18 protein-coding genes are annotated in these 24425 nt (G+C 42.3%); 5 read left to right on the top strand and 13 right to left on the bottom strand.

Annotated features, from left to right (window positions below):
- Positions 1–499: 499 nt before the first annotated feature.
- On the bottom strand, positions 500–943 hold the full coding sequence (locus B4Z47_RS22055) for a winged helix-turn-helix transcriptional regulator (RefSeq protein WP_239468724.1): 444 nt from the start codon (positions 941–943) through the stop codon (positions 500–502).
- A gap of 49 nt (positions 944–992) precedes the next feature.
- Between B4Z47_RS22055 and B4Z47_RS22060 the strand changes: the two genes are divergently transcribed.
- On the top strand, positions 993–1688 hold the full coding sequence (locus tag B4Z47_RS22060; RefSeq protein ID WP_070567362.1) for a nitroreductase family protein: 696 nt from the start codon (positions 993–995) through the stop codon (positions 1686–1688).
- Positions 1689–1901: 213 nt separating this feature from the next.
- On the opposite strand, the gene B4Z47_RS22065 is transcribed toward B4Z47_RS22060, so the two are convergent.
- Together B4Z47_RS22065 and B4Z47_RS22070 are read right to left on the bottom strand one after the other, a co-directional pair.
- Positions 1902–2345 (bottom strand): nuclear transport factor 2 family protein, encoded by a 444-nt coding sequence (locus B4Z47_RS22065; protein ID WP_070567364.1) that lies wholly within the window; start codon positions 2343–2345, stop codon positions 1902–1904.
- Between the two features lie 132 nt (positions 2346–2477).
- Positions 2478–3515 (bottom strand): NADP-dependent oxidoreductase, encoded by a 1038-nt coding sequence (locus B4Z47_RS22070; RefSeq protein ID WP_201303494.1) that lies wholly within the window; start codon positions 3513–3515, stop codon positions 2478–2480.
- A 126-nt stretch (positions 3516–3641) separates the two neighbouring features.
- On the opposite strand from B4Z47_RS22070, the gene B4Z47_RS22075 reads away from it, so the two are divergent.
- The 3 genes from B4Z47_RS22075 to B4Z47_RS22085 all read left to right on the top strand — a co-directional run bounded on the left by B4Z47_RS22075 (position 3642) and on the right by B4Z47_RS22085 (position 5178).
- Positions 3642–3983, top strand: coding sequence for a winged helix-turn-helix transcriptional regulator (locus B4Z47_RS22075; RefSeq protein ID WP_070567366.1), 342 nt, complete (start codon positions 3642–3644; stop codon positions 3981–3983).
- Between the two features lie 370 nt (positions 3984–4353).
- Complete coding sequence (locus B4Z47_RS22080) at positions 4354–4794, top strand: Hsp20/alpha crystallin family protein (RefSeq protein ID WP_070567368.1); 441 nt, start codon at positions 4354–4356, stop codon at positions 4792–4794.
- An 81-nt stretch (positions 4795–4875) separates the two neighbouring features.
- A complete protein-coding gene (locus B4Z47_RS22085) occupies positions 4876–5178 on the top strand; it encodes a hypothetical protein (RefSeq protein WP_112374265.1) in 303 nt (100 codons plus the stop codon).
- Between the two features lie 705 nt (positions 5179–5883).
- Here B4Z47_RS22085 and B4Z47_RS22090 read toward each other — a convergent pair.
- The 5 genes from B4Z47_RS22090 to B4Z47_RS22110 form a co-directional block, all read right to left on the bottom strand.
- Positions 5884–6414: a FecR domain-containing protein gene (locus tag B4Z47_RS22090; protein ID WP_115047576.1), complete on the bottom strand. Its 531-nt coding sequence runs from the start codon at positions 6412–6414 to the stop codon at positions 5884–5886.
- A gap of 66 nt (positions 6415–6480) precedes the next feature.
- Positions 6481–6753 carry a sigma factor-like helix-turn-helix DNA-binding protein gene (locus tag B4Z47_RS22095; RefSeq protein ID WP_139145030.1) on the bottom strand — a complete coding sequence of 91 codons (273 nt, stop codon included), beginning with the start codon at positions 6751–6753 and terminating at the stop codon, positions 6481–6483.
- Positions 6754–6786: 33 nt separating this feature from the next.
- A complete protein-coding gene (locus B4Z47_RS22100) occupies positions 6787–7008 on the bottom strand; it encodes an RNA polymerase sigma factor (protein ID WP_070567376.1) in 222 nt (73 codons plus the stop codon).
- 566 nt (positions 7009–7574) lie between these two features.
- Positions 7575–9146, bottom strand: a complete 1572-nt coding sequence (locus tag B4Z47_RS22105; RefSeq protein WP_070567634.1) for a RagB/SusD family nutrient uptake outer membrane protein — start codon at positions 9144–9146, stop codon at positions 7575–7577.
- A 180-nt stretch (positions 9147–9326) separates the two neighbouring features.
- Positions 9327–12311: a SusC/RagA family TonB-linked outer membrane protein gene (locus B4Z47_RS22110; protein ID WP_286727898.1), complete on the bottom strand. Its 2985-nt coding sequence runs from the start codon at positions 12309–12311 to the stop codon at positions 9327–9329.
- A 434-nt stretch (positions 12312–12745) separates the two neighbouring features.
- Here B4Z47_RS22110 and B4Z47_RS22115 point away from each other — a divergent pair, with 434 nt between their 5' ends.
- Positions 12746–16702, top strand: a complete 3957-nt coding sequence (locus tag B4Z47_RS22115) for a hybrid sensor histidine kinase/response regulator transcription factor (RefSeq protein WP_286727899.1) — start codon at positions 12746–12748, stop codon at positions 16700–16702.
- Between the two features lie 226 nt (positions 16703–16928).
- Here the strand turns inward: B4Z47_RS22115 and B4Z47_RS22120 are convergent, their stop codons facing one another.
- From B4Z47_RS22120 to B4Z47_RS22140, 5 genes are all read right to left on the bottom strand, one after another.
- Complete coding sequence (locus tag B4Z47_RS22120; protein WP_145327655.1) at positions 16929–18254, bottom strand: MFS transporter; 1326 nt, start codon at positions 18252–18254, stop codon at positions 16929–16931.
- A 100-nt stretch (positions 18255–18354) separates the two neighbouring features.
- On the bottom strand, positions 18355–20664 hold the full coding sequence (locus B4Z47_RS22125) for a family 65 glycosyl hydrolase domain-containing protein (RefSeq protein WP_286727900.1): 2310 nt from the start codon (positions 20662–20664) through the stop codon (positions 18355–18357).
- A gap of 109 nt (positions 20665–20773) precedes the next feature.
- Positions 20774–21421: a beta-phosphoglucomutase gene (pgmB, locus tag B4Z47_RS22130; RefSeq protein WP_286727901.1), complete on the bottom strand. Its 648-nt coding sequence runs from the start codon at positions 21419–21421 to the stop codon at positions 20774–20776.
- A gap of 33 nt (positions 21422–21454) precedes the next feature.
- Positions 21455–23314 (bottom strand): glycoside hydrolase family 13 protein, encoded by a 1860-nt coding sequence (locus B4Z47_RS22135; RefSeq protein WP_286727902.1) that lies wholly within the window; start codon positions 23312–23314, stop codon positions 21455–21457.
- A gap of 6 nt (positions 23315–23320) precedes the next feature.
- Entirely contained in the window at positions 23321–24340 is a 1020-nt protein-coding gene (locus B4Z47_RS22140) for a SusE domain-containing protein (protein ID WP_070567640.1), read from the bottom strand.
- Positions 24341–24425: the final 85 nt, after the last annotated feature.

Consider the following 24425-nt stretch of genomic DNA (forward strand, 5'->3'; position numbering starts at 1 on the left):
TTTTCGAGGGGAAAGAAGTGGTACATGGTTTGCCTGCGGCTTTCTTTTCCAACTCTACCCGGCATTCCGCCTGGTTTGATCACTGCCGGCGTCCTAACGATATTGTTTGCGGCGCAGGTATTCTTCAACCCTGTATTGGGTGCCGTGACCATTGACCTGGACGGCAACGGCCTTTATATTCACCGGTATTTTTAATGGTCTTCTGGCCTTCAGGTTGAAGGATGCCAACGATTTTTTTAAACGTCATTCATTATCAAACTGATTGTTGCTTCAGGGCGTTACAACTTAGCCTCCTTAAATTTGAGCCGAATAGAAGTAGTTCGCCGGAATAGCCGGTGTGATCAGAGGTCGCATCAAGTCGGCCTTTGATCACACCAGCCGCTCCGGCAAAGCCCGATATCTATGTCCACTCCATTCTCATTTTTAAAATGTGTACGAGAAAGCTTTCTATACGACTGGGTTATTAATAAATGAGTTTCCTTTTCATCTGTAAATTCAATTACCGGTCTTGCTTGTGCGAGTCAATGATGCGTTTCCTGTGTTGCAATCCCCATTCCGCAATACTGTCAGTCAGGCTCTTCAGCGTCATTCCATAAGGCGTTACATCGTAGGTTACAGACAGCGGTTGTGTTTGAGATACCTCCCTTTTAACCAGACCGTTTGTTTCAAGATCTTTTAATTCCCGGCTAAGTACCTTCCCTGCAATGCCATTGATATCTCTTAGAAGTTCCGAATACCGCATCGGCTTATAGCCAAGGCGTGAGAGTATCGATATTTTCCATTTGCCGCTTAAGATATCCATCGTGTCATCTATTGCCCGTATCTTTTTAGCACACTCACTGTCTATAAACCGTGATTTAGTTTCAATTTCCTTTTCCATAAATTTATATGGATACTTTTTTGTCACATAGGTTACCTCAATGTCACAGTTACTTTTTGTCACAAAGTTACAATATAACAGCGATCGCGCTACCTTTACTCAAAAATAAAATATGAGTTTACTTAATGATTTACAATGGCGCTATGCCACCAAAAAGATGAACGGAACCAGGGTTCCGGAGGAAAAAATTAATTATATCCTTGAAGCCGCCCGGATGGCGCCATCCTCTTCAGGTCTTCAGCAATACAAAATAATCGTCATTTCTGACAAAGCATTACTGGAGAAGATCAAAGGTGTCGCTTATAACCAAAGCCAAATCACCGATTGCTCCCACTTACTGGTGTTTGCCGCATGGGATCATTATGACGATGAACGTATTTCGAAAGTATTCAACTATATCATGGACGAACGCGGGCTGCCGCACAGTACGATGAATGCCTATAAAGAGACAATTATGGACCTTTATGAAAAATCAGGAACGGAATGGCAGGCGCATCATGCGGCAAAACAGAGTTACATCTCATTTGCAATCGCGATTGCGGCAGCAGCAGAACAAAAGGTTGATGCCACGCCTATGGAAGGCTTTATACCAGAAAGACTGGACGAGCTTTTAAAGTTAAAGGGTACCGGTTACAAAAGTACGGTGATCCTACCATTGGGTTACCGGGATGGAGAAAACGACTGGTTAGTCAATATGAAAAAGGTACGCACCCCTAAAGAGGAATTCATTACGGAGATGACCATTACAGACGCAGTGGACACAGTTGAGCCAATGGCAGAAAATCTTGAGGCATTCGTGCAGAAGTAATTGCCAACTGTTTTTGATATTAGAGAGGCTGCCGAACAAGCAGCCTCTTAACACCTCACAGGACATCATCGTAGTGAGTCAAAATCATCAGTACCCTATCTCAGTCTATCTATAAAGCTATTTTCAGTTTTCATTCTCTTACTGTAAACTTCCATAAATTATGGTGGATTAAGCCGGCTTTGCTTCTTAACGCTAATTAGATGTTTTGCTTGATCATTGATAAACCTCAGATTTATCCTGCCAGTTAAAAGTTCCTGTTCGCTCAGCAATAAGCCAGCGGTTACCATCACGTACATAATCATCCTGGTAAACCGCCCCAATGGTGGTTTTAATTCTTTTGCTGTTCTCTGTGCCAATCAAAGTAATGGTACAGTAACATGTTCCTGAGGCCTTATCGCCATCTATGCTTATAATGTGCTGTCCGTTAAAATGGTAAACAGTTTCGTAATCCTTAAGGAAATTACCAAACGCTGCTGCCATTTCCTTCCGGCACCGCAGTTTTAAGATAGAAGTTCCGCCGGCAAAAGTTTCTGACAACGCATCTTCCGAAAATAGCTGGACCTGCGCGTTAAAATCCTTTCTGTCGCCCAAAATTGAAACCCTGTCTACGAGCTCCTTTATCAATAGCCTGTCTTTTAATTGTTCAAGATCCTTCATGGTCGTTATAAAATAAATAAGTTTTTTAGGGTCTTATACCGATTAGAATTAGAAAAGGCTATCTGTAATGGATAGCCTTTTAATGGGACTCGCTGTAGTGCTTTGACCCCAACCTAGCGAGCCTTTATCTTTCTAGGCCACGGTGAGCACAATCTTACCCTGGATACTTCCCTGAGCAGCTCTTTCGTGGGCTTTTCGGGCATCGGCAAGCGGGAAAACACTATCAATGACGACGCGTATCGTACCGTTGTCAAGTAATTTGGCTACTTCTGCCAATTGCGCACCATTCGAACGGACCTGGGTGGTGGACATCGTCACACCAAGCTGCTCAGCCTCTGCTCCACCGGACGCGCCGAGCCCGAAAATGGGAAAGAGTGCGCCGCCCCGCCTGAGCGTACGTAAAAAACGACTAGTCGTTGGGCCGCCAACCGAGTCGATGACCAGATCAACGCCACGCACCTCATCCTCGGGTACGGTCTTGATATAATCAATGAATTCGTCAGCGCCAAGATCACGCAAAAGTACTTCATGCTTACCAGATGCCACCACGATCACGTAGGCCCCTTTCCATTTGGCGAGTTGCAGGGCAAAGTGGCCGACACCGCCGGCCGCACCATTGATGAGTACTTTTTTGCCCTCAAGCGGCACCGGTTCATGTTGCTTCGGCTGAAGCGGATTGGGTACATTATGCCCCTGTTCAATCATGAATTGCCAGGCGGTGAGCAGAGACATAGGAGCAGCGGCCGCATGGATATGATCGATAGCGGCCGGCTTAAGCGCTACCTGCGATGCGGGCGCGGTGATGTATTCGGCATAGGCACCACTTTCTACAGAGAGACCCTCCGGAAAACGAACCATCGAGTAAACTTCGTCCCCGACGGCGAAGTCCCTAACATCATCAGCCACCGCCTCTACCACACCCGATACATCTGTTCCCAGAATAAGCGGGAAGTTCCCCTTTGGCCTCCACTCAGGAGGAAGCGATTTAAACCCGTCACGCAGGTACCAGTCGGGCGGATTGAGACCAACCGCGTGAACCCGAATGAGCACTTCGCCCTGCTTAAGCATAGGTATCGGAGCGTCCTCATAAAGGAGAACTTCAGGACCACCAAACTCGTGCTGACGGATCGCCTTCATTAAGCCTGATTTGTTTTGTGATTTTAATTCCATTTTTCTGCTGTTTGATGTGGACAATATTAAATTTTTCCAATACTTTTGTCAAGTATGTACTTATTTGTATCTTACCTACCAAAAAGTATGTATTATTGATTATCAAAATGTTGTAAATAAATTAACATGAAAAAAAATGCAGAAATTCCTGAGTGTATACAAAAATGTGGAGTTGAATATGCTTTTAAACGCATCGGCGGGAAATATAAAGGTCGCATTCTCTGGCATCTGGGCATGCGACCGGTATTGCGGTATGGAGAGTTGAGCAGAACCCTCCCTGATATCACTACCAAGATGCTTACGCAAACTTTGAGAGAGCTGGAAGAGGACAAGCTCATCATCCGGAAAATGTATCACGAAGTGCCGCCTAAAGTGGAATATTCATTGAGCGAAACCGGCCTGGAGTTGATGCCCTTTATAGAGCATCTTCATAACTGGGGAAAGAAACAACTTGAAAAAGAAGGATAGGATAAGAGGCCGCAGGGTACAATTTTCCTAACAGCATGCTGCCGTAGTTTCTAAAAACCCGAGGCGCTGCTTGAGCCATAACCGTAAAAGCCTGTCTCGTATTTTGTTTTTGTTGATGATCGTTAGTTGCGTTATTTAACTATGTAAAGTTGTCAGACAGGATGAAAAAAATTCAGTTTCAAATGGCCTAAAGCTGTTATTTTGCTATTGAAAAAGCCATGCGAAACAGTTAAAATATAGCATAATTGCTGTTTTTTAAACATTTTTTGTACAACCATTTCGGATTGGCATGCTGCTTGACTAATCGTTCACAGAACTTCGGTTCTTAAGTTTAATTGATTCATTAATTGTTTAAGAAAGGAAATAAGTTATGTCATTGGTTAAATTTAATTCAGATCGAAAACAAAATGCGTTAATGCCAGGCTTTAACGACATCTTTGAATCTTTTTTTAATGATTCTTTCTTATCGGACCGTATGGTGACCCGTGTACCTGCGGCTAACATCAGCGAAACCCCTGATGAATACCATATCGAACTTGCCGCTCCTGGCCTGAAGAAGGATGATTTCAAAATCAATATCGATCATCAGGTGCTGAACATTTCTGTAGAACAACGCAGCGAGAACACCGAGAACAGTAAGAAATACAATAAGCGCGAATACAGCTATAGTTCTTTCGTGCGTTCTTTCACCTTGCCTGACAGTGCGGACGACAGTCGCATCGAAGCAAGCTATACCGACGGCGTTCTGAAGATCAATGTGCCTAAGAAAGAAGAGGCCAAATCGGTGACCCGTCAGATCGAGATCAAATAAGGTTGAATTCTCCGGAGTTTACGGGCTGTCCGAAAGGGCAGCTCGTTTTATATCCCGCTTTATCAAAGGAGTTTGATCGGCATGGCAGGCAGCTATCATATCAGTCTCGAACTGAACACGCTTTTCGGAATGGAAACGATAGGTTCTCTGGAACTTGGCACAGAAAAGGATTTCGCTGCTCAGGTATTTGAGGAGCTGCATGGAGATGACCAGGTCACCGGGCAGGGATCATTTACCTTGATATTAACAGCATGTGAAGACGGCGTAAAACTGCCATTAACCATGAAGCGCTGCAACTCGGATGAACTCGCCTGGAACGTGAAACTCATCGCCCGCGAGCTCTTTAAGAAATATAACCTGGAAGCAGATGATCCGGACAACTAATATTGTATTGAAATCGATGTAAAAAAGTGACGATAAATATTTTTCAGGAGGTACAACAATGTTATTGAACAAACGTCCCCCTTTTAAGTATCTGTTCAACAAGGTCAGGTCTGAACTGATCTACATTACTATAACCACGATCCTCGTGTACGGGCTTACCAGGGCATACGAACATTTGATCCCGGAGATCCCGCTTACCATCATTAACAGGAGTCTTCGCATACCGCAATTTATAGAAATTAGTAGCCAGATTTAAAGTATATCAGAAATGATACCTAAGTAATTAGTTCATCTTAAAGTGCTAACGAATTTCCTTCCGATAGAATATAAACACTCCTGACCATTGCAACGCTTAAACAACCAGAGTTGGAAGCAGGGAATTGTCAAGGGCAACGGTGATAGCCGTTGTTTATACACCCTTGACGGTTTTCCTGCGTAGCTACGTTTGTAATGGCGGTGCAGTGCCCTTCTTTCTATAATACGTAGGGAAGGCAGGCGTATATGAGGTACAAATATTTGCCTGCGTGCGGCGGCGAGGCGGGCTGCGCAATGAAACCCGGCGCAAAGTGTGTGGTGCAATGCAGCAACCTGCCTCAGCTGCTGGCCTTGCCTCCTAAAGCTCAGTTTTCTTTCTCCTGAACATGCCGCTGCCAGTACTGCTCCAATATGCGTTTGTCCCTGCCATTCGCATGTTCAACTGCCGCATTATAATCCACGATGAATTCTGTTCCCAGCGCAGTTGGTCATCAACGTACCGCTTTCGACGATGAAAGGTTTTGAAGGATCTTTCGCTACTTTAAAACTGACCCTTCCACTGAATAATTTAACCCGTCCAAAATCAAGATCCGGTTTTATGCCCAGCTGAATCAGTGCCCCGGGTTCCAAGGTTAAAATCGAATGGTCCGCTGCAACAATTTCTTTAGGCTGAGCAGAAGGGTTGTAGTAAATTTCATGAATGAAACTCGCTGTTTGTAAAGGTTCATCAGTTGATGTGCTCAAAAGATTGGTTAAGATGAACAGGAAACCAAACAGGATGAATACAGTAATGATTCTCAACAGGCTATCACCACCACGTTTTGACTTATTTTCCTGATTGATATAGGAAACCCAGTCATCTTCTGAAATGAAATCATCCAATAAGGTCGGATCATCATTCAGCCATTTGAAGACAAGTTTCGCTTCCTCAGCAGAACATTCATTCGCCAGGAATTTATTTAATAAGGATTTGCGATTCATAACAGTTTCTATCCTTTTAGCGGGATAGGTATATAACTGTTATACGAATAGTGATGGGCTTGTCCCCTAAGACAACTTAAAAAATTTTTTAATAAATTTCAGACCAATGCTAACGTGGTTTTCTACCGTCTTCGGGGAGATAGACAATTTGACGGCAATTTCTTTATAACTCAATTCCTCAATTTTATGGAGATAAAAGACCTGTTGCCGCATAAAAGGCATTTGTGTAATCAGCTCTTTTACGTATTCTAACTCTCCTTTATAGGCAATTTGTCGTTCAAGATCTTCATATTGGGTCAGTACAAAAGGTTTCTCAAACTCTACATATTTTCTATTCAAAGCACGCCGCCGCAACTCATCAATTAATTTTGTTCATGCAATCTGAAAGAGCTGGGTACTGAATTGGATTTGCTGATTCGCATGATTCTTGCGTTCCCAAACAATTAGAAAAGTCTGCTGGACGACATCTTCGGCCAGATTCGAACATTGGGTCTTCTGATACAGAAAATAGTACAATTTCCTGTACCAATAACGATAAGCTAAAAAAAACTCCTTTTCGTTAGTCGGTGCCCGCTGTAGGATTTTATCCATCATAATCTACATTTAGATAGTCTTGTTTCAATGCTGTTATCCTCTTTCCAAAGAATATCGAAATTGGTATCTGACAGAATTTCAATTTGATCCATCAAAATGACCCATGCTTTTTGGCTAGTTATCCACCTCTAAAGTGATTATTTTTTATCAAAAAAACAAGATAATATTTTCGATAAGGCCATCGCCTCAATCTCCATTTTAAGCGCTTTCTTTCATAAAAGCTACTTTGCCGATAGGCAACTTATGGGTCCTGTTTTCTTCTCTTGTATTTTTTAGGCGCAGCAAGTTCGTTTCAACTCGTGACCAAATTAGTCCTTTTAACAGTGCTTGTTCAGTGATTGCTCAGTGATTGCTCAGTGTAAACTGAATAAACAATGACTGATTACTGTCTAAAAATTGATTAAAAATTGTGAAGAGGTATAAGTTGGTATTAAGATAGATTAGTTTTAATCACTATATAGAAAAAAGAAGGTATTTAGATGATAAGAAAAATCACTTGTCATCTAAATACCTTTGCACTAAAACAAACACCGTGAAACTGCTTGTTTTATGGATATCAATAAAATCTAGTATCCTGGATTTTGTTTTAAATTTGGATTGACAGCAAGCTGTTGACTCGGAATTGGATAAACCAATGTTTTCGGGCTGGAATCCGCAGCTTTTTCCTGCCAGGCTAATAAAAACTTACCAAAGCGGATCAAATCCTGTCTTCTCCAACCTTCCCAATACAACTCACGCGCACGCTCGTCTAATATATTATCAAGCGTCAACGCTGTCAAGTTATTCACACCACGGTTTGTCCGAATAGTGTTAACTAATCCAAGTGCCTCTGTTGCAGTTCCGGTTCCGCCTCTTAATATAGCCTCTGCTTGCATCAACAATACATCGGCATAACGGAAGACTACCCAGTCGTTATTTCGTTGACCAGTGACAGCATAATCAAAGGCATACTTCATTGGACGGATACCCGCTGTTTCCAATGTAGCTCCAGAGGTCCGGATGGTCACTTCACGCGTGAAGACCAAAGGTGCATTCGCTGGATTTCGCGCCATCAATGGTTTGTTTGTACTCCAATTGTATTGCTGTCCTGCAAAAAAACCTACATTTTGACGTTTGAATTCTTTTGTTCTGTTAGAAGTCGTATCAGCCGGATAATTATAGTAAATTCCTCTTCTTTCATCGGCATCCGAAAATTTATCGTAATAATCTGATAATGTACACCAACCGTTCCAGCCCCCAGGTCTCATATTATAATGCGCAATAGTATTCCAGGTACGATCCACATTTCCACCTCTATCGCCATTTTTATTATATAAAGTGAAAATATTTTCGGTAGACTTTTCGTCATTATCGGGCGCGAAATTATCAAAGTACTTGCCCTTTGCAGAAACAGTATAGGATCCCGAAGCCGTAATTTCCTTGGCTAAGGCCACCACTTTATTCATATCTTCGGCAGCAAAAGAAGGAGCTTGTCTGTTTAAAAATGTTCCCTTATTCAAATAAATCTTCATCAGCAATGCTTTTGCCGCATTTTTATTGGCTACATAGGCTGCTTTCGGACCGTTTGCAGGCAAACTCGCTATAATTTCGTTGAGATCCTTCACGATATAATCAATAGCCGCCTGTGGCTGTAACACCTCTGGTGCGATTCTAAAATCTTCAAAAGAGGCTCCTTCCCGGACGGGTACTACGCCATAGAGATCCAACATATCGAACATGACCAACGCACGAATAAACTTCGCTTCAGCACCTTGCTGTGCACTCGGATTATACCGCAACACATTACCCGCATTATAGATGGCTGTACCAAGACTTACAAATGTATTGTTCATATAACCATTATCAGCATTCCAGGTATGTAAATGGATCGCACGATGCATCCCATTATCATCCCAGTCACCTCCCCGTGTAGGAGCCATAGCAGCATCTGTGGATATTTCCTGCATCACCCAGCGCTGTTCCTGCTGATAAGGGGTATTCAATGAATTATAAGCTGTGATCAACAAGCTTCCAGGATCCACATTGGATGTCCCCTCTTCCAATTCTCCTTTAAATTCCTCCTTTAGTTTAGTACAAGAAAATGTACTTGTTACAATGGAGCCAATTATTCCGATATATAATAAAGTTCTTAATTTCATCTTTTTCATCCGTCTAAATTTGATTATTTATTCATCCATTTTGACTGTAAGGCATTCATACTGCCTTTAGTGTTTCATTCGTAATGAGGCGATCAGATTTATTCATTCACTAATATGAATATGTTTAAATCAATCTTAATACTCTCCTCTTTTTATTATCTAATGATCTACAGTATACGCTTAAAGTGAGAAGTTAACCCCCAATAGGATATTTCTTGCCGGTGGATATGGTAAATATTCGATACCCAACGAAGGAATACCATTTGTTGCACCATCTGTATTCACCTCAGGATCAAACCCTGTATACTTCGTGATGATGAAAAGATTCTGTCCAGTAAGGGATACATTTAAATTCTTCAGTGTTCTGCCTACATTTCCAACACGATAGCTTAAAGTAAGATTAGCCATTTTTAGATAATCACCTTTTTCAAGGAATCGCGTCGAAGGCGCAGCCGAATTGGAAGTAGACTCTTTTACAGCTGTATTAAAGAATGCTGAACCGATATTCCGTGATGACAAATTGCTCAATCCCAAAGTTGTCGCTGCCGTATTATTGAATAGATAATGTCCAAAAGCGCCATTCATATTGGCAGCCAAAGAAAACTGTTTATAATTTACATTGGTGGAGATACCCAATAATGTGGTTGGATTTGGACTGTTCATATAAAACTTATTAATTGCAGGATCGTTGGCCGTACTGATACTACCATCCTGTCCACGGTACATGCTCATTCCGGTTTGCGGGTCGATACCTTGGTAATCGGCCAAATACCATACATTCAATGGCTGGCCATTGACCATTCGTTGTCCCAATACACCAGAAAAACCTTGTCCGCGGAGTGCTCCTGTCTCATAATAACCAACAAGGCCACTTACACTATTCTTAAGAAATGTTGCATTACCTGTCAAATCCCAAGTCCAATTGTCATTTTTAATAATTGTACCTGTCAACGCGACCTCTACCCCTTTATTGACAATCTCACCGTCCAAATTTACCCAAATACGTCCCGCAGGAGCTGGCTGTGCAAGCGTTTGCTCAAATAGCGCATCTGTGGTCTTTTTATTAAAATAATCAATGGATCCATATAGACGGTTGCCCCAGATTCCGAAATCTATACCCGCATTGATCGTCGTCGAAGTTTCCCATTTCAAGTCAGGATTTCCATAGTTAGCCTGGCTTACACTCTGATTACCGAAGACCAATCTATTCAATGAGGCACCAGAAGGGAATTCTTGGTTACCTGTTTTTCCCCAACCCAATCGCACTTTCAATTGGTCAAAGATACCGGAAGACTTTAAAAACTCTTCCTGATTAACATTCCAGGCTACGGCCAACGAAGGGAACATGGCGTATTTGTTGTTTGAACCAAATTTCGTTGAACCATCCCTTCGCACTGTTGCAGTGAATAAATAACGGTCTAAGTAATTGAAGCCGCCCCGTAAAAAAAGCGATTGCAATTGGTTTGTTGGACTTCTATACGACGATATTTCACGCGTGGAAACAGGCGTATATTGTAGATAGTCAAAATAATCTAACCCCAGGTAGCGAAATCCACCGCCAAAGGAAATGTTATTATTATAATTATAATCCAAATACTCGTAGCCTGCTACCGCATTGACACTCCAATCTGAATTGATTTGTTTATTGTAAGAGAGCATATGCGTCATTTGCAAGTTCGTTTCTCCGTTATTGGAAATAAAGGCCTGCTCATTGTTCACAGCTGAAGGATCAATAAGTCCTGCGCGGTACATACCTTCACGGTTTCCAGTTTGTCGCATTGCACTATAGATAAAACGATATTCCAAATCGTCTGTAATTTTATAGTATGGCGCCAAGTTGATTACCATGGTATTTGTTGTCGCCAAATCTTTAAAGGCTTCAATGCTTGTCAATGGGTTTCGCGTAGTTGAACTGACAAAGGTTAAATTGCCTTGATCGTCCCGTAATGGTCGTGTCGGATTCCATTGTAAGGCTTGGGAGATCACATTTCCTTCCGAACCTACCATCGCATTGATCGGTGCGTATTTATTATCCATTTGCGTCAAAAAGACTGCAAAATCCAATCCCAATCGTTTGTTTTCCAGAAAACGGAAATTTCCGTTAAAATTGGCTGTGTATTTCTTCAGCTGTGATCCACGAATAATACCGTTTTGGTTTAAATATCCACCTGAAAGGCGATACTTACCATACTCGGTTCCGCCAGCTACATCAGCATAGTAATTTTGCGTGATCGCTTTTCTTGTAATCGCTTTAAAGGCATCCTCATTGCCACCAAAATCAGCATTTGCGACTTCAGATGGTGTATAATATTTCAACGCTTCTCTAAATCGAGCAGCATCTAATACATCAGGATATTCCCGCATGGTCGAAACTCCTGCTGAGGCTCCTACAGAAACCTCGGGCTGCCCTACTTTACCTCTTTTCGTCGAAATAATGACAACGCCATTTGCCCCACGTGAACCATAAATTGCTGTAGCCGATGCATCTTTAAGGATGTCCATACTAGCAATGTCACCCGGATTCAAGTAAGTCAAAGGATTTCCTCTATCGGAAGAAAAGCCTCCTCTTCCTTCGGGCAGAGGCGAATTACCCGACATAGGCACACCATCCAGCACAAATAACGGGTTGTTACTGGCCCGGATCGATGAGTTTCCACGGATACGTACTGTGGTTGATCCGCCAGGTTGCCCCGTATTATTAATCACCATAACCCCTGGTGTCTTTCCTTGTATTAATTGATCGGGACTCGTCATGATCCCCTTATTGAAGTTTTTCGCTCCAATAGTGACCATAGACCCCGTTAGATCTTTTTTACGGGCAGTACCATAACCGATCACAACGACCTCATCTAGGCCCTGACCGGCACTAGGTTCCAGCGCTACGGTGATATCGTTTCCCACAATGGGTACTTCTTTTAAAGTATATCCAATAAAGGATACTTCCAGCGTTTTCGCTTCACTGGGAACAGTCAATGTAAAGGAACCTTCCGTGTCTGTTGTTGTAGCCGCGGTTCCCCCTTTTACCTTAATTGTAGCTCCTGCCAATGGACCTTGAGTCTCATCTACAACCTTTCCCTTCAAGACTTTCGTCTGGGCAACTACAATAAAAGATACAAGCAAAAATGTAAGCGTCATTACGCATTGTGCAAGTAGTTTATTTTTCATACGCTTTTTGATTGGTGGTTTAATTGATTTTTATATCGTGCATCTAGGATACACAAATGATACTAAGTGATTTTTAATGATATTTTTTAGGCTCCAAAGCCCTTTTGAAATGCGTATAGTCTTCCCCAATAATGCCAAAGACGTAGCGCTGGGTATCAAGGCCTTTAAAGCCAAAATTCAAAACCAAAGCATCGTGAACATCATGTCTCACAGGTAAAAACAAAAACCTAACAAACTGAAAAACAAGGACACAGGACTTACCTGTCATAATTCTAGGGCGAAACATACGTTTATATTTGGTTATTATTGTTTTATAAAAATGCGGAAATCCTTGTAGCTAGTCCAATCAGAGCGTCTCAATTTTATATCAAAGCGTATCAGTAAAACTCTTTTTTATCTTTTAATTGACTATTTTTAGTTCAACGTAATCAGTTTTGAAAAGAATAACCACCATACTCCTTTTATATATCTTGCTAGCATGTATTAACGTGCAGGCACAATCGATCTATTTTAAAAATTATCAAACCCACGACGGTCTCTCCAATAGCACGGTCAAATGTATTACACAGGATGTTCAGGGTTTTCTATGGTTAGGGACAAGGAATGGTCTCAATCGCTTTGATGGCAATCAATTTAAGATATTTAGACACAATGCTTCAGACTCTACAAGTATCGGAAGTTCGTCCATTTTAAGTATTCTCACAGACAGTAAAGGAATACTATGGGTGGGAACCACACGCGGCACCTATTGTTACGATCCCATTAAAGAAAATTTTACACCATTCAGGGGTGTACCAATCGGTGAAGTAAATGCCATACACGAATACGCAGGCTTTATATGGTTGCTTTCCAATGGAAAACTGTACCGTTACAAATCTTATACAGGAGAAATATCCCCATTTGATCTCAACAAAAATACCCTAGTAGCGATCACCAGCAGTAAGAAAGGTGGGTTGTGGGTAACAGACAATAACAGTACAATACTACGGTATCAGGTTAATACGGGTAAATTTTTCCCTGTTGATCTTAAAAAGATCGATCGACAAACACTAGCGAATACCAAAACCGTATATGCGATCAACGATTCATTGCTAATGGTCGGAACAATCAATTCGGCTTATTTGTTTGATTTCAAAAATGGCACATTAAAAAATCTATTTGCAAGTCATTACCCCAACAAAGTCATTCAGGCAAACTGTATTATTCAACAAACAGAGTCGACATACTGGATTGGAACTGAAACCGGAATATACACCTATGATATTCACACAGGCCAGAGCCAACACATCAAAAAAGACCTGCTCAATCCATTTGCCATTTCTGACAATGCTGTCCTGAATTTCTATCGGGACCGTGAAGACAATATCTGGTTTGGAACATTTTTCGGTGGCTTTAACCAATACAGCAACCAATTCGACAATTTCAAGAAGTATTTGTCCGGATTTGGAAAATCAGCCCTATCAGGTAATATTGTACACGATATCAAAAAAGATCGCTATGGAAATTTCTGGATCGGAACAGAAGATGGCGGATTGAACAAAATAGATGCCCAAACACAACAAATCCAGCATTTCATTGCCAACGGAAAAAAAGGCAGTATTGCGCATAACAATGTCCATGGCTTGGCAACAATCGGCGACGATCTTTGGGTAGGATCCACCACACATGGACTTGACATTCTCGACGTAAAGACTGGAAAATTAAAAAAGCACTATGACCGCATCGGCCAAGGTCCCTTACAAAGTAGCTTCGCCGTATGCATTTATAAGTCCAAAGACAATACGATGTTTGTTGGCACAGACCGCGCTTTATACGCCTACAACAAAAATAAGGACAGTTTTGATCTCCTTCCTATTCAAGCATGGATACAAGGCATTTATGAAGATGAATATGGTATACTCTGGATCAATACCTATGGCAGTGGGATCTTCCAGTATAACCGCAGCTCGGGAGAAATACAGCATTTGCTGTCCGAACAAGGTAAACAAAATACACTCGTCAATAATTACGTCAACGGCCTATTTGAAGACAGCAAAAAGAATTTATGGTTTTGCACCGAAAGCGGCCTTTCGAAATACCGCCGTGATGGACGTTTCACCAACTACCTGACCGAATCCGGTTTACCTTCTAATCAAGTATTCAAGGTCTTGGAAGACGACAACAACAGCATCTGGATATCGACCGGCGGTGGACTGGTCCGGCTGGACGAGGGTGTCCCTCGAAGGGTCATCTATACCTCCAGAGATGGGCTTCCCGCAGATCAGTTTAATTATAATTCGGCTTTTAAAGATAGCGACGGAACTTTATATTTCGGGACTATCAAAGGAATGGTAAGCTTCAACCCCACAAAATCCATTAAGAACAGTTTTATTCCACCCATATTCATCAGCGGCATTCAGATCAACAATGTCAGTGTGCCGGTTAGTGAAAATGGCATACTCAAAGAATCCATCTCCCTATCAAAAGAGATACACTTAACCTACGACAATTCCAATATCAGCTTCCATATAGCAGCCTTGAGCTTTGTTTCCCCAAAGAGCAATCCTTATCGTTATATCATGGAAGGTTACGATAAAGACTGGACCGATATTACAGGCAATCAAAAAATCTATTACAATAAACTTCCTCCGGGCACTTATACGTTTAAGTTCAGAGGTGCAAATAACAACAGCGTCTGGAATCCGGATGAAAAAAAACTGCTCATCATCATTTCGCCACCCTGGTGGCAGTCAGGTTGGGCATACTTACTTTATTTTTTGAGCTTCGGCACCATTGCATTGCTCGTATTACGGTATTACTTTCTCCTTATAAAGGCCAACAACGCCCAAAAGATGGATAGTTATGAACGAAAAAAAGAACAGGAAATATATAACCTCAAGCTGGAATTCTTCACCAACCTGGCCCACGAAATTCGTACGCCACTCACGCTGATCAAAATGCCCCTTGAGAAAATAATCAATAACCATAAATTTACCGATCGCGACACAGCCAAAGACCTTGCGCTGATTGAAAAAAACACGGCACGATTAATTCGCCTCACCAACCAATTACTTGATTTTAGAAAAGCAGAAACCAACAATATGAGCCTTATTTTTACTAAAACGGATATTAATGCCCTCCTATCCGAAGTATTTCACGATTTAAATTATCTCGCAAAAGATAAACAGCTGCACTATGACCTCAGTCTCCCGCGTATCAGTCTCACGGCTTATGTGGATGAGGAAGCCCTTCGAAAAATCTTTACCAACCTGATTCACAACGCCATCAAATATGCGGATCAAGAAGTCTATGTCAAACTCCTCCCTTTTAATAGCGATGACATTATGTTCAATATCGAGTTTAAGAATGATGGTGAGCTCATTCCTTTTGAGAAAAGAGAAAAAATATTTGAACCATTTTATCGCTTAAATGAATCCGATAAAGATACGGGGACGGGAATTGGTCTTCCTTTATCCCGCTCCTTGGTCGAATTGCACCAAGGAAACTTATCCCTTGTACATCTGGAGGAAAACCGCAATATATTCCTGCTATCGATCCCAATTTTTCAGGAACAATCGCTCGACATCAAATCTTTTCAGGAAGATAATGACGATCATGTATTGCATGATAGATCCGATGAACAGGAGGAAGAAAAGCCGGTGATTCTACTCGTCGAGGACAATAAAGAAATATTGGCCTACCTCAATAAAGAATTGAAAACCAGCTACACTGTTCTACGGGCAGGGAATGGTGCCGAGGCCCTTGAAATATTAGACCAAGAGAATGTACAACTTGTACTAACAGATATTATGATGCCCATTATGGATGGTCTAGCGCTATGCAAACGCATCAAAACAGATATTCTGTATAGCCATATTCCCGTTATTTTTCTAACGGCAAAAAATGCGCTGGATTCAAAAATTCAGGGATTAAAAAATGGTGCCGATGCCTATATCGAAAAACCTTTTTCGCTTGAATTCCTCATGGTACAGATACGCAACATCCTCAAAAACCGTAAAATTATCAAGAATTACCTGACCAATTCTTCCAATTCCAACTTAATGGATATTAACGTTTCAGCACCCGACAAAGATTTTATCAGTCAGCTGAATACGGTTATTTATGAGAATATTTCAACGATAGATCTCAATGTGGATGAACTCGCCAAATTGATGCATATGAGCCGTCCAACACTTTACCGTAAAATCAAAGGACTCTCCGACCTCACACCCAATGAATTGATCAATATTTCACGGTTGAAAAAGGCGGCAGAACTACTCACCCAAAAAGAATATAACATCACCCAGGTATCAACGATGGTCGGTTATACCGTACAATCCAATTTTTCAAGGGACTTTCATAAGCACTATGGCATGTCGCCAAGCAGCTATATTCTTGAAAACAGCAAGTGATGAACACCAGTTCTAGTACCAGGAAGAATATTATTCCAATGGCGTAAAAACTGTTCCCGAGATGCCAAAAGAATATCGGCACTTGATAAAGAAAGAAACCGTCCCTAGGTAAAGAAAGAATCGGGGACAAATACAAGGAGCTCGAAAATCTTATTGAAAGACGCTAGCGAAGAAAAAAAACGTAGACGTAGAAGGTTTAGCCTACGTCTACGATAATGGCATGAACTTAATTCTTACGCTTTGGAACAAAGAATGCCGCCAGTAACATAAATATGCCGGCCAATAGCAAGCCATAAATGGATTGGCCATGAAAAAAATATTTGATGATCATGCCACCAAAAAATCCACATACAATCTGAGGTAGGGTAATGAAAAAATTAAATAGCCCCATATAGACCCCCATTTTACCCGTAGGTAAATGATCGCTCAAAATTGCATAGGGCATTGCCAAAATGCTTCCCCAAGCGATACCAATACCGATCATAGGAAGAATCAGTAGATTGGCATCTTTGATCAGAAATAATGAAATTAACGAAAGCCCACCAATGGAAAGCCCAAGAGCATGCGTTTTTCCACGCCCAAAATGTTTAGCTATCCGCGGAATAAACAAGGCATACAAGGCCGAGACTCCATTGTAAATACCAAAAAGCACACCTACCCAATTGGCAGCCTCCATATAGAGATCCTGCCGATTTCCTTCCCGCAGGTAAAAAACCGAATCAGCAATAGCTGGAGTGGTATACACCCACATCATAAAAAGGGCAAACCAGGAGAAAAACTGAACCCAGCCCAACTTGCGCATGATCAATGGCATCTTACCGATATCGCTAAAGATAGAACGCAAGCCAAACTTTGGTGCCGCATCCTGTTCAATAGCAACCGTATCCGAAAAAGTCTGAAGTTCTGTAGGTGAGTACTCTTTTGTTTTGAACACAGACCATAACACCGTTAGAAGCAGGACAAAACCGCCTACATAAAAGGAGTAGATAACATTGCTCGGTACCTGCCCGGCTTCAGAAGTACCTGCTACATGAAAATACTTCGTCAACATAAAGGGAAGTAGCGAGCCAAGGACAGCGCCAATCCCGATTAAAAAGGTCTGTACCGAGAAGCCCAAACTCCGCTGACTGCTCGGCAGATTATCACCGATCAGCGCTCGAAAGGGCTCCATGGTCACATTGATGGAAGCATCCATAAACATCAATAAGCCAGCACCGATCCAAAGTGGCGCCAATAATGTTGTCAATAATGCCGCATTGGGCATTAAAAATAAAGTCAGGGTAGTTAACAGTGCCCCCACCAAAATATAAGGTCGACGCCGGCCTAGTCTATTCCAGGTTCGATCGCTATAATGACCTATAATTGGCTGTACAATCATCCCCGTGATCGGAGCAGCAAGCCAAAAAAGTGAAAGATGTTCCACATCAGCACCAAATGTCTGGAGAATACGGGAGGCGTTGCCATTTTGCAGCGCAAAACCCATTTGTATCCCCAGAAATCCAAAACTCATATTGATGACCTGGCTAATGCTTAATTCAGGTTTATTTCCCATAATAGGCTATCAAAATTTAAGACAAAATACAATTTAATTACCATTTAACCGTTATTTTCAGCAGCATAAGATAGGTTCTTTCACTGCTGAAAACTGGGGTTTATCTCAGCTGAAATACCTGTTTTTTGCTTTGCCCAGGCAGCACGAAAGCTTCGGTTACCGTCTGGATATGGACTGCAGTATCACTGACATTTTCGATCGTATAGCCATCGGCATCTACTGCAATCAGTAAAGTCGCTCCACGAAATAACACCCGGAATTTATAGCCTTCCCATTCTTTGGGCAACATCGGATCTAAATACAATTGTCCTTCCTTAATCCGCATTCCTGCAAAGCCCTCTACGATTGTCATCCAGGTACCCGCCATCGATGTAATATGTAAACCGTCTTCGGTATCGTTATTGTAATCATCCAGATCCAAACGCGAGGTGCGCAGATAGAATTCATACGCTTTTTCCGGCTTGTTCAATTTAGCCGCCAATATCGCATGTACGCAGGGAGAGAGTGAACTTTCATGCACCGTAAAAGGCTCATAGAATTCATAATGTCGAGCTAGGGTGTCCAGGTCAAATTGATCCTCAAGGAAGTAAAAACCTTGCAATACATCGGCCTGTTTGATATAACAGGAACGCAGAATCCTATCCCAACTCCAATGCTGGTTAATAGGGCGTTGAGAGGGATCAAGTTCTGCCACTGGAATCAGCTCTTTATCCAAAAAGCCATCTTGCTGCAAATACACATTGCGTTGCGCATCAAACGGATAATACATGTTATCGACAATGTGCTGCCATTTTTGTTGTTCTTCCGATGCTACGGCCAGCTTCCTTTTCAATACGTCAGCATTCCCGTCGCTCAGCTGCACCAACTTTTTTAAACAGTCCAGTGTATATTGAAGGCACCACGAAGCAATACGATTGGTATACCAGTTATTGTTTACGTTGTTTTCATACTCGTTTGGTCCCGTCACGCCCAACATAACATATTGCTGGCGATCGCCACTCCAATTGACACGCTGTGCCCAGAAACGGCTTATCGCAACCAAAACTTCCAATCCATGTGACCAGATATAATCCTGATCTCCGGTGTAACGGACATAGTTATAGATCGCAAATGCAATGGCTCCATTGCGATGAATCTCCTCAAATGTAATCTCCCATTCATTATGGCATTCCTCACCATTGATCGTCACCATGGGATAGAGTGCTGCGCCCCGATTAAAGCCGAGTTTAGCCGCATTTTCGATTGCCTTTTCCAATTGCTGATGACGATAAATCAACAAATTACGGGCAATCTTTGGTGACTGTGTTGCGAGGTAAAATGGAATACAATATGCTTCGGTATCCCAATACGTGACACCACCATATTTTTCACCTGTGAAACCTTTCGGACCAATATTGAGGCGCTCATCTTCGCCGGTATACGTCTGGTTAAGCTGGAAAATATTGTAGCGTATTGCCTGCTGCGCTGCAACATCGCCACTAATTTCAATATCACTTTCTGCCCAGATCGCTTGCCAGGCTGCTGCCTGTTGAGCCTTTAACTGCTCATAACTCAGCACATCCAATTGGCGTAGATTAGCCGAAGCAGCCTCTTTTAACTGAGCTGGCGGGTGATTCTGCGAGGTGACAATAGCAACACGCTTCTCAACACGACAAATTTGCGATTCGGCAAGATCCGTCTGATAGATCTCCGTCATACAACCCGGACTTGCGACGGTATCTTGCACTTCCACGACCGCTGTTGGACCTGCTACACTCGTTTTAAGCATGGCATAGACCTCAAAACCCGTTTTCTTGGTGCGCGCTACCACAAAGGTATTTTCACCATCCCTACCCTGCGCTTTACTTTCCCAAAATTGCTCGTCATAATTACTATCACGGTTAACGACTTCAGCATTTAACGGCGACCTGATCTCCAATGCAATTGGACCAGAAAGCGCCTGGATGTTGTACTGCAATGAAGCTGTTTCGGAAGCAAACAGATGATACATCCGGCTTGCTTCCACCTTAAGCTGTGCTCCATCGGGCATTTCCACGACAAAACTGCGGTATAAAACGCCATGCTGCATATCCAGTCGGCGTTCAAAAGATTTAACCGTAACTTTATTCAGATCGAGCACCTGCCCATTGACCAGAATATGCAGGCCTATCCAATCGATGGAATTGATGACCTTGGCGAAATATTCCGGATACCCATTTTTCCACCAACCTACACGTGTTTTGTCCGGATAATAAATACCGGCCAAATACGACCCTTGCAAGGATTTCCCGCTGAATTTTTCTTCAAAATTAGCCCTCTGCCCCATCCGACCATTACCAATAGCGAAGATACTTTCCGAAAATTCATTATGTTCGGGGCGAAATGTATCTTCGATAATTTGCCAAGGGTTATGTTTGATATATGTTTTCATCTTTTTATTGTTTTTCACTACATGATGGGAACCGAGGGCAAATAAATGATTGCCCTATTTACCGATACCATCTACATCATGCTTCCCGCTATTGAATTTCTCCTAAATTTTAAAATTTATCGACTAAGATCCCTAAATCCGCGACGACCAAATCCGCTCCCTTGAGATGTTCCTCCAGGCCTACACCTATTACCTGCATACCGGCTGCCCTTGCTGCATCTATTCCAGCCTGAGCATCTTCCAGCACCAGGCAGTGGGTCGGCTCAATCTCCAGCACCGCAGCCCCCTTAAGGAAAACTTCCGGATTGGGTTTAGAAAGCTGCACAACATTGCCATCGATCAGCGCGTCGAAATAGGTTATAATTCCAGTTTTTACAAGGATACCCATTGCATTCTTGCTGGCCGAGCCAAGTCCAATCTTAATTCCCTTTTCCTGTAGCTTTTTTAAAAGTTCCAAACTACCGGAAAGCAGGTCGTCAGGGCTCAGCTGTTCGATCAACTCCAGGTACCATTGGTTTTTAAGCACCAGTAAATCCGCTTTTTCAGCTTCGGACTTTTCCAGCCCAGCCCATTTTAAAATAAACTCCAGCGATTCAATCCGGCTGACACCTTTCAGCTGTTCGTTGTCAACAATGGAAAACGAATAGCCCAAGTTTTCGGCCAATCTATGCCAAGCTTGAAAATGATAGATTGCCGTATCCACCAACACACCGTCCAAATCAAATATTACGGCTTTTACTGTAGTATAATTAATCATTGAAAAATGAATTCTATAGAATTTTAAATTGTATTAAAACTTAAGCTCCAGCACTTTAGTCTCATAAGCTTCCAATTTCAAGGTATTGTCAGCTGGAGTGGTTTCCTTTTTTTGGATAATATCTACATAGGATTTCACCTTGCTGTTTCTCTCCTTAAAACGATCCAGTTTGATCTCTTTCGCCGAATCGTTGCAATTCATTACGACCATAACCGTCTCTTGTTCATTGTAGCGGAAATACACATACACGCCATCTTCGGGCACATATTGCATCGTTTTACCAGTTTGTAATACAGCATGTTGTTTACGATAATTGGCTAGCGTTTGAACAAAAGTCCACATATCCTGCTCTGCCTTAGTCCTTCCGTCTGCGGTAAACTTATTCAGTTTGTCACCCGCGAAACCACCTTGAAAGTCTTCCCGTAGCAAGCCATCTGGATTGGAGAAATTCTTCATCAGAATTTCCGCTCCATAGTATAATTGTGGGATGCCCCTTGTTGTCATAAGCCAAGCCATTGCCGATTTATATTTCTGCACATTTTCACCGACAACGGAGAAAAAACGATCTTTATCATGGTTATCCAAAAAAAGCACATTTTGCTCGGGATGTGGGTACAGAAAGTCTGAGGCTAGGGTTGAATACAATTTGTTCGCTCCGGCGGTCCACTCAGTCTTTTGGTTGAGTGCATCACCTATAGCATAATTAAGCTGAAAATCCGTAACGCCCATCAGCTTGGAATCCACCTCCTGACCAACTCGTTTTCCGCCCAGAAAATAGGCCTGGTTCCCTACACCATGTACCCATGTTTCACCAAAAAAGGTGAATTTTGGATACTCCTGCAGAATGCGATCTGTCCATTTGGCCATAAAATCCAGATCATTGTACGGATAGGTATCAATTCGGAATCCATCTATTGCTGCGGTCTCGATCCACCAGATATGGCTTTGGGTCAAATAATTTTGAACGTATGGGTTTTGTTCGTTCATATCGGGCATTGTGGGAACAAACCAGCCTTTGACCATTTTCTTTTTGTCGTCTGCAGAGGCATAAGGATCAAAAACTGTCTGGTCTTTGTAAGATGTCTGTGTATAGGTAGGCCATTCATTGAGCCAGTCGGCCATCGGCTTGTCTTTCACCGTCCAATGATAACTTCCGATATGATTGGGCACCACATCAAAAATCAATTTCATCTGACGTTTATGCAGCTGTTCACCCAATTGGACATAGGTATCGTTGCTACCAAAACGGGGATCAATATGATAGGTTTCGGTGTTGGCATAACCATGATATGAAGCCTGGGGCATATCATTGGTCAACACAGGGGTCAACCACAATGATGTCACCCCAAGATCTTGTAGGTAATCCAGCTTTCCGATAATACCTTCCAGATCACCGCCATGACGCAGATACATCGAGTCTCGGTTTAAACTCATATCCAACATGCCTTTCACCTGATCATTTCCTTTGTTTCCATTGGCAAAACGATCGGGCATAATCAGGTAGATCAAATCAGCACTGTTCACACCCTGTGCTTTTATTTTTTGATTTCTCTGCTTCAACTCATAACGATAGGTTAATTTTTTCTTTCCTTGGCTAAAGGTAAAAGTTGACCATCCTGGTTTGGCCGAAGCAGCCACCTTGACATCCAAAAATAGATAGTTAGGATTTTCTACACGATTGATTTTGACTAGTTCGATGTTCTTATCTTCGATCTGAACTTCACTTTTTCCTATCTCAGGTCCATAAACCACAAGTTGTAGCGTCGGATTTTCCATTCCGACCCACCAGTTTAAGGGTTCGACACGTTGAATGGATTGCCCCATCAAGGGGCTCCATCCAAGCACAGTTAGCGCCACCAATAGGGTGGTGATCTTCATATTTCTTTTTAACATAATCTGCTATTTCTTCGTCAACGTATAAGTATTTGCATTGAAATCCACGACAATATCATAGGTACCGGCATTGGCAACGGCGATATTTGCACCGCCAGCAGCCAAGGTGCCATTAGTCCCGCCAAAATTGGTTCCCCAATCGTGGTTTTTACGGAATTTGATCTCGCCTGCAGTCAAGCTCACTGTGAGCTTCCATACCTGATTGGCATTGTCGAATTTCATATCCGTATCGGCATCCCAGCCCTTAGGCGTGGCGCTACCAATAATGCCCCAGCTATGGTCTTTATAAGAAATCGTGTTAGCTGTTGTGTTTACTTCCAATTCGAGATTACCGGCACGTGGAGCCTTGATGTCTTGACCACCATTGTAAACGATCTTACCTGGCTCTGTTTCTCCATATGAATTGCTCCAATTTCGCTCAGGAGTCAGTTTAAAGGTCAATTTTTCTTCTGGAAAATTGATGATACCGGTATAGATCCCATTACTCGTCGGCGAAATCAACGATTCAGCATTGGCTTCAACCCAGTCCTCATAAGCCCCTATGGCATATAAATAACTTGTTGAAGCGAAGGGGATCGCCTTCAGACCAGCTAAAGCAGAATACACCACCGTAATTTTAGCGTTGATACTTGACTTTATGCGCACGTCAAATTCAGAAGTGGTCCCTGTTGACACACCCAAAGCAAGTAAATAGCTATTCAGCTCATAACCCGTAAAACCTACGGTGCTCCGACCACTAGGAATAACCACTTCCTTTACAGTTTTAAAATTGTCACCTTTAAGGCCAAACTGGAGTACATTGGTCACTGCAGCCTGAAAACCAAAGTCAGGCTGAATCATATTGAGGTGCAGTACCGTATCCTCTGCGTTATCTTTTGACAAGGTTACATTCGTTTTATCGAGGCTTAAAGTCGCCGGCTTTATGTCCTCCCCGCTAGCCAATATAGCGCGCGTCTCGTCTTTTTTACAACTTTGGAACGCCACGATAAATAGCAGCATGATTCCGATATAGTGTCTAATTTTCATCTGTTTAATTTTTGTTTTCAATAGCTGATGAAAGCCCGGGTAACTGACCATTCGCCAATGCGTCGAACAATAGATATTGCCCGGT

This window comes from Sphingobacterium sp. UBA2610 (genome assembly GCF_002339225.1).
Taxonomy (GTDB): Bacteria; Bacteroidota; Bacteroidia; order Sphingobacteriales; family Sphingobacteriaceae; genus Sphingobacterium; species Sphingobacterium multivorum.

What these genes read in the sequence shown, in the direction of transcription:
- B4Z47_RS22060 (WP_070567362.1), top strand. Translation starts at nt 993, where the DNA reads ATGAGTTTACTTAATGATTTACAATGGCGCTATGCCACCAAAAAGATG.
- B4Z47_RS22065 (WP_070567364.1), bottom strand. Translation starts at nt 2,345, where the DNA reads ATGAAGGATCTTGAACAATTAAAAGACAGGCTATTGATAAAGGAGCTC.
- B4Z47_RS22070 (WP_201303494.1), bottom strand. Translation starts at nt 3,515, where the DNA reads ATGGAATTAAAATCACAAAACAAATCAGGCTTAATGAAGGCGATCCGT.
- B4Z47_RS22075 (WP_070567366.1), top strand. Translation starts at nt 3,642, where the DNA reads ATGAAAAAAAATGCAGAAATTCCTGAGTGTATACAAAAATGTGGAGTT.
- B4Z47_RS22080 (WP_070567368.1), top strand. Translation starts at nt 4,354, where the DNA reads ATGTCATTGGTTAAATTTAATTCAGATCGAAAACAAAATGCGTTAATG.
- B4Z47_RS22085 (WP_112374265.1), top strand. Translation starts at nt 4,876, where the DNA reads ATGGCAGGCAGCTATCATATCAGTCTCGAACTGAACACGCTTTTCGGA.
- B4Z47_RS22090 (WP_115047576.1), bottom strand. Translation starts at nt 6,414, where the DNA reads ATGAATCGCAAATCCTTATTAAATAAATTCCTGGCGAATGAATGTTCT.
- B4Z47_RS22100 (WP_070567376.1), bottom strand. Translation starts at nt 7,008, where the DNA reads ATGATGGATAAAATCCTACAGCGGGCACCGACTAACGAAAAGGAGTTT.
- B4Z47_RS22105 (WP_070567634.1), bottom strand. Translation starts at nt 9,146, where the DNA reads ATGAAATTAAGAACTTTATTATATATCGGAATAATTGGCTCCATTGTA.
- B4Z47_RS22110 (WP_286727898.1), bottom strand. Translation starts at nt 12,311, where the DNA reads ATGAAAAATAAACTACTTGCACAATGCGTAATGACGCTTACATTTTTG.
- B4Z47_RS22120 (WP_145327655.1), bottom strand. Translation starts at nt 18,254, where the DNA reads ATGGGAAATAAACCTGAATTAAGCATTAGCCAGGTCATCAATATGAGT.
- B4Z47_RS22125 (WP_286727900.1), bottom strand. Translation starts at nt 20,664, where the DNA reads ATGAAAACATATATCAAACATAACCCTTGGCAAATTATCGAAGATACA.
- pgmB (WP_286727901.1), bottom strand. Translation starts at nt 21,421, where the DNA reads ATGATTAATTATACTACAGTAAAAGCCGTAATATTTGATTTGGACGGT.
- B4Z47_RS22135 (WP_286727902.1), bottom strand. Translation starts at nt 23,314, where the DNA reads ATGTTAAAAAGAAATATGAAGATCACCACCCTATTGGTGGCGCTAACT.
- B4Z47_RS22140 (WP_070567640.1), bottom strand. Translation starts at nt 24,340, where the DNA reads ATGAAAATTAGACACTATATCGGAATCATGCTGCTATTTATCGTGGCG.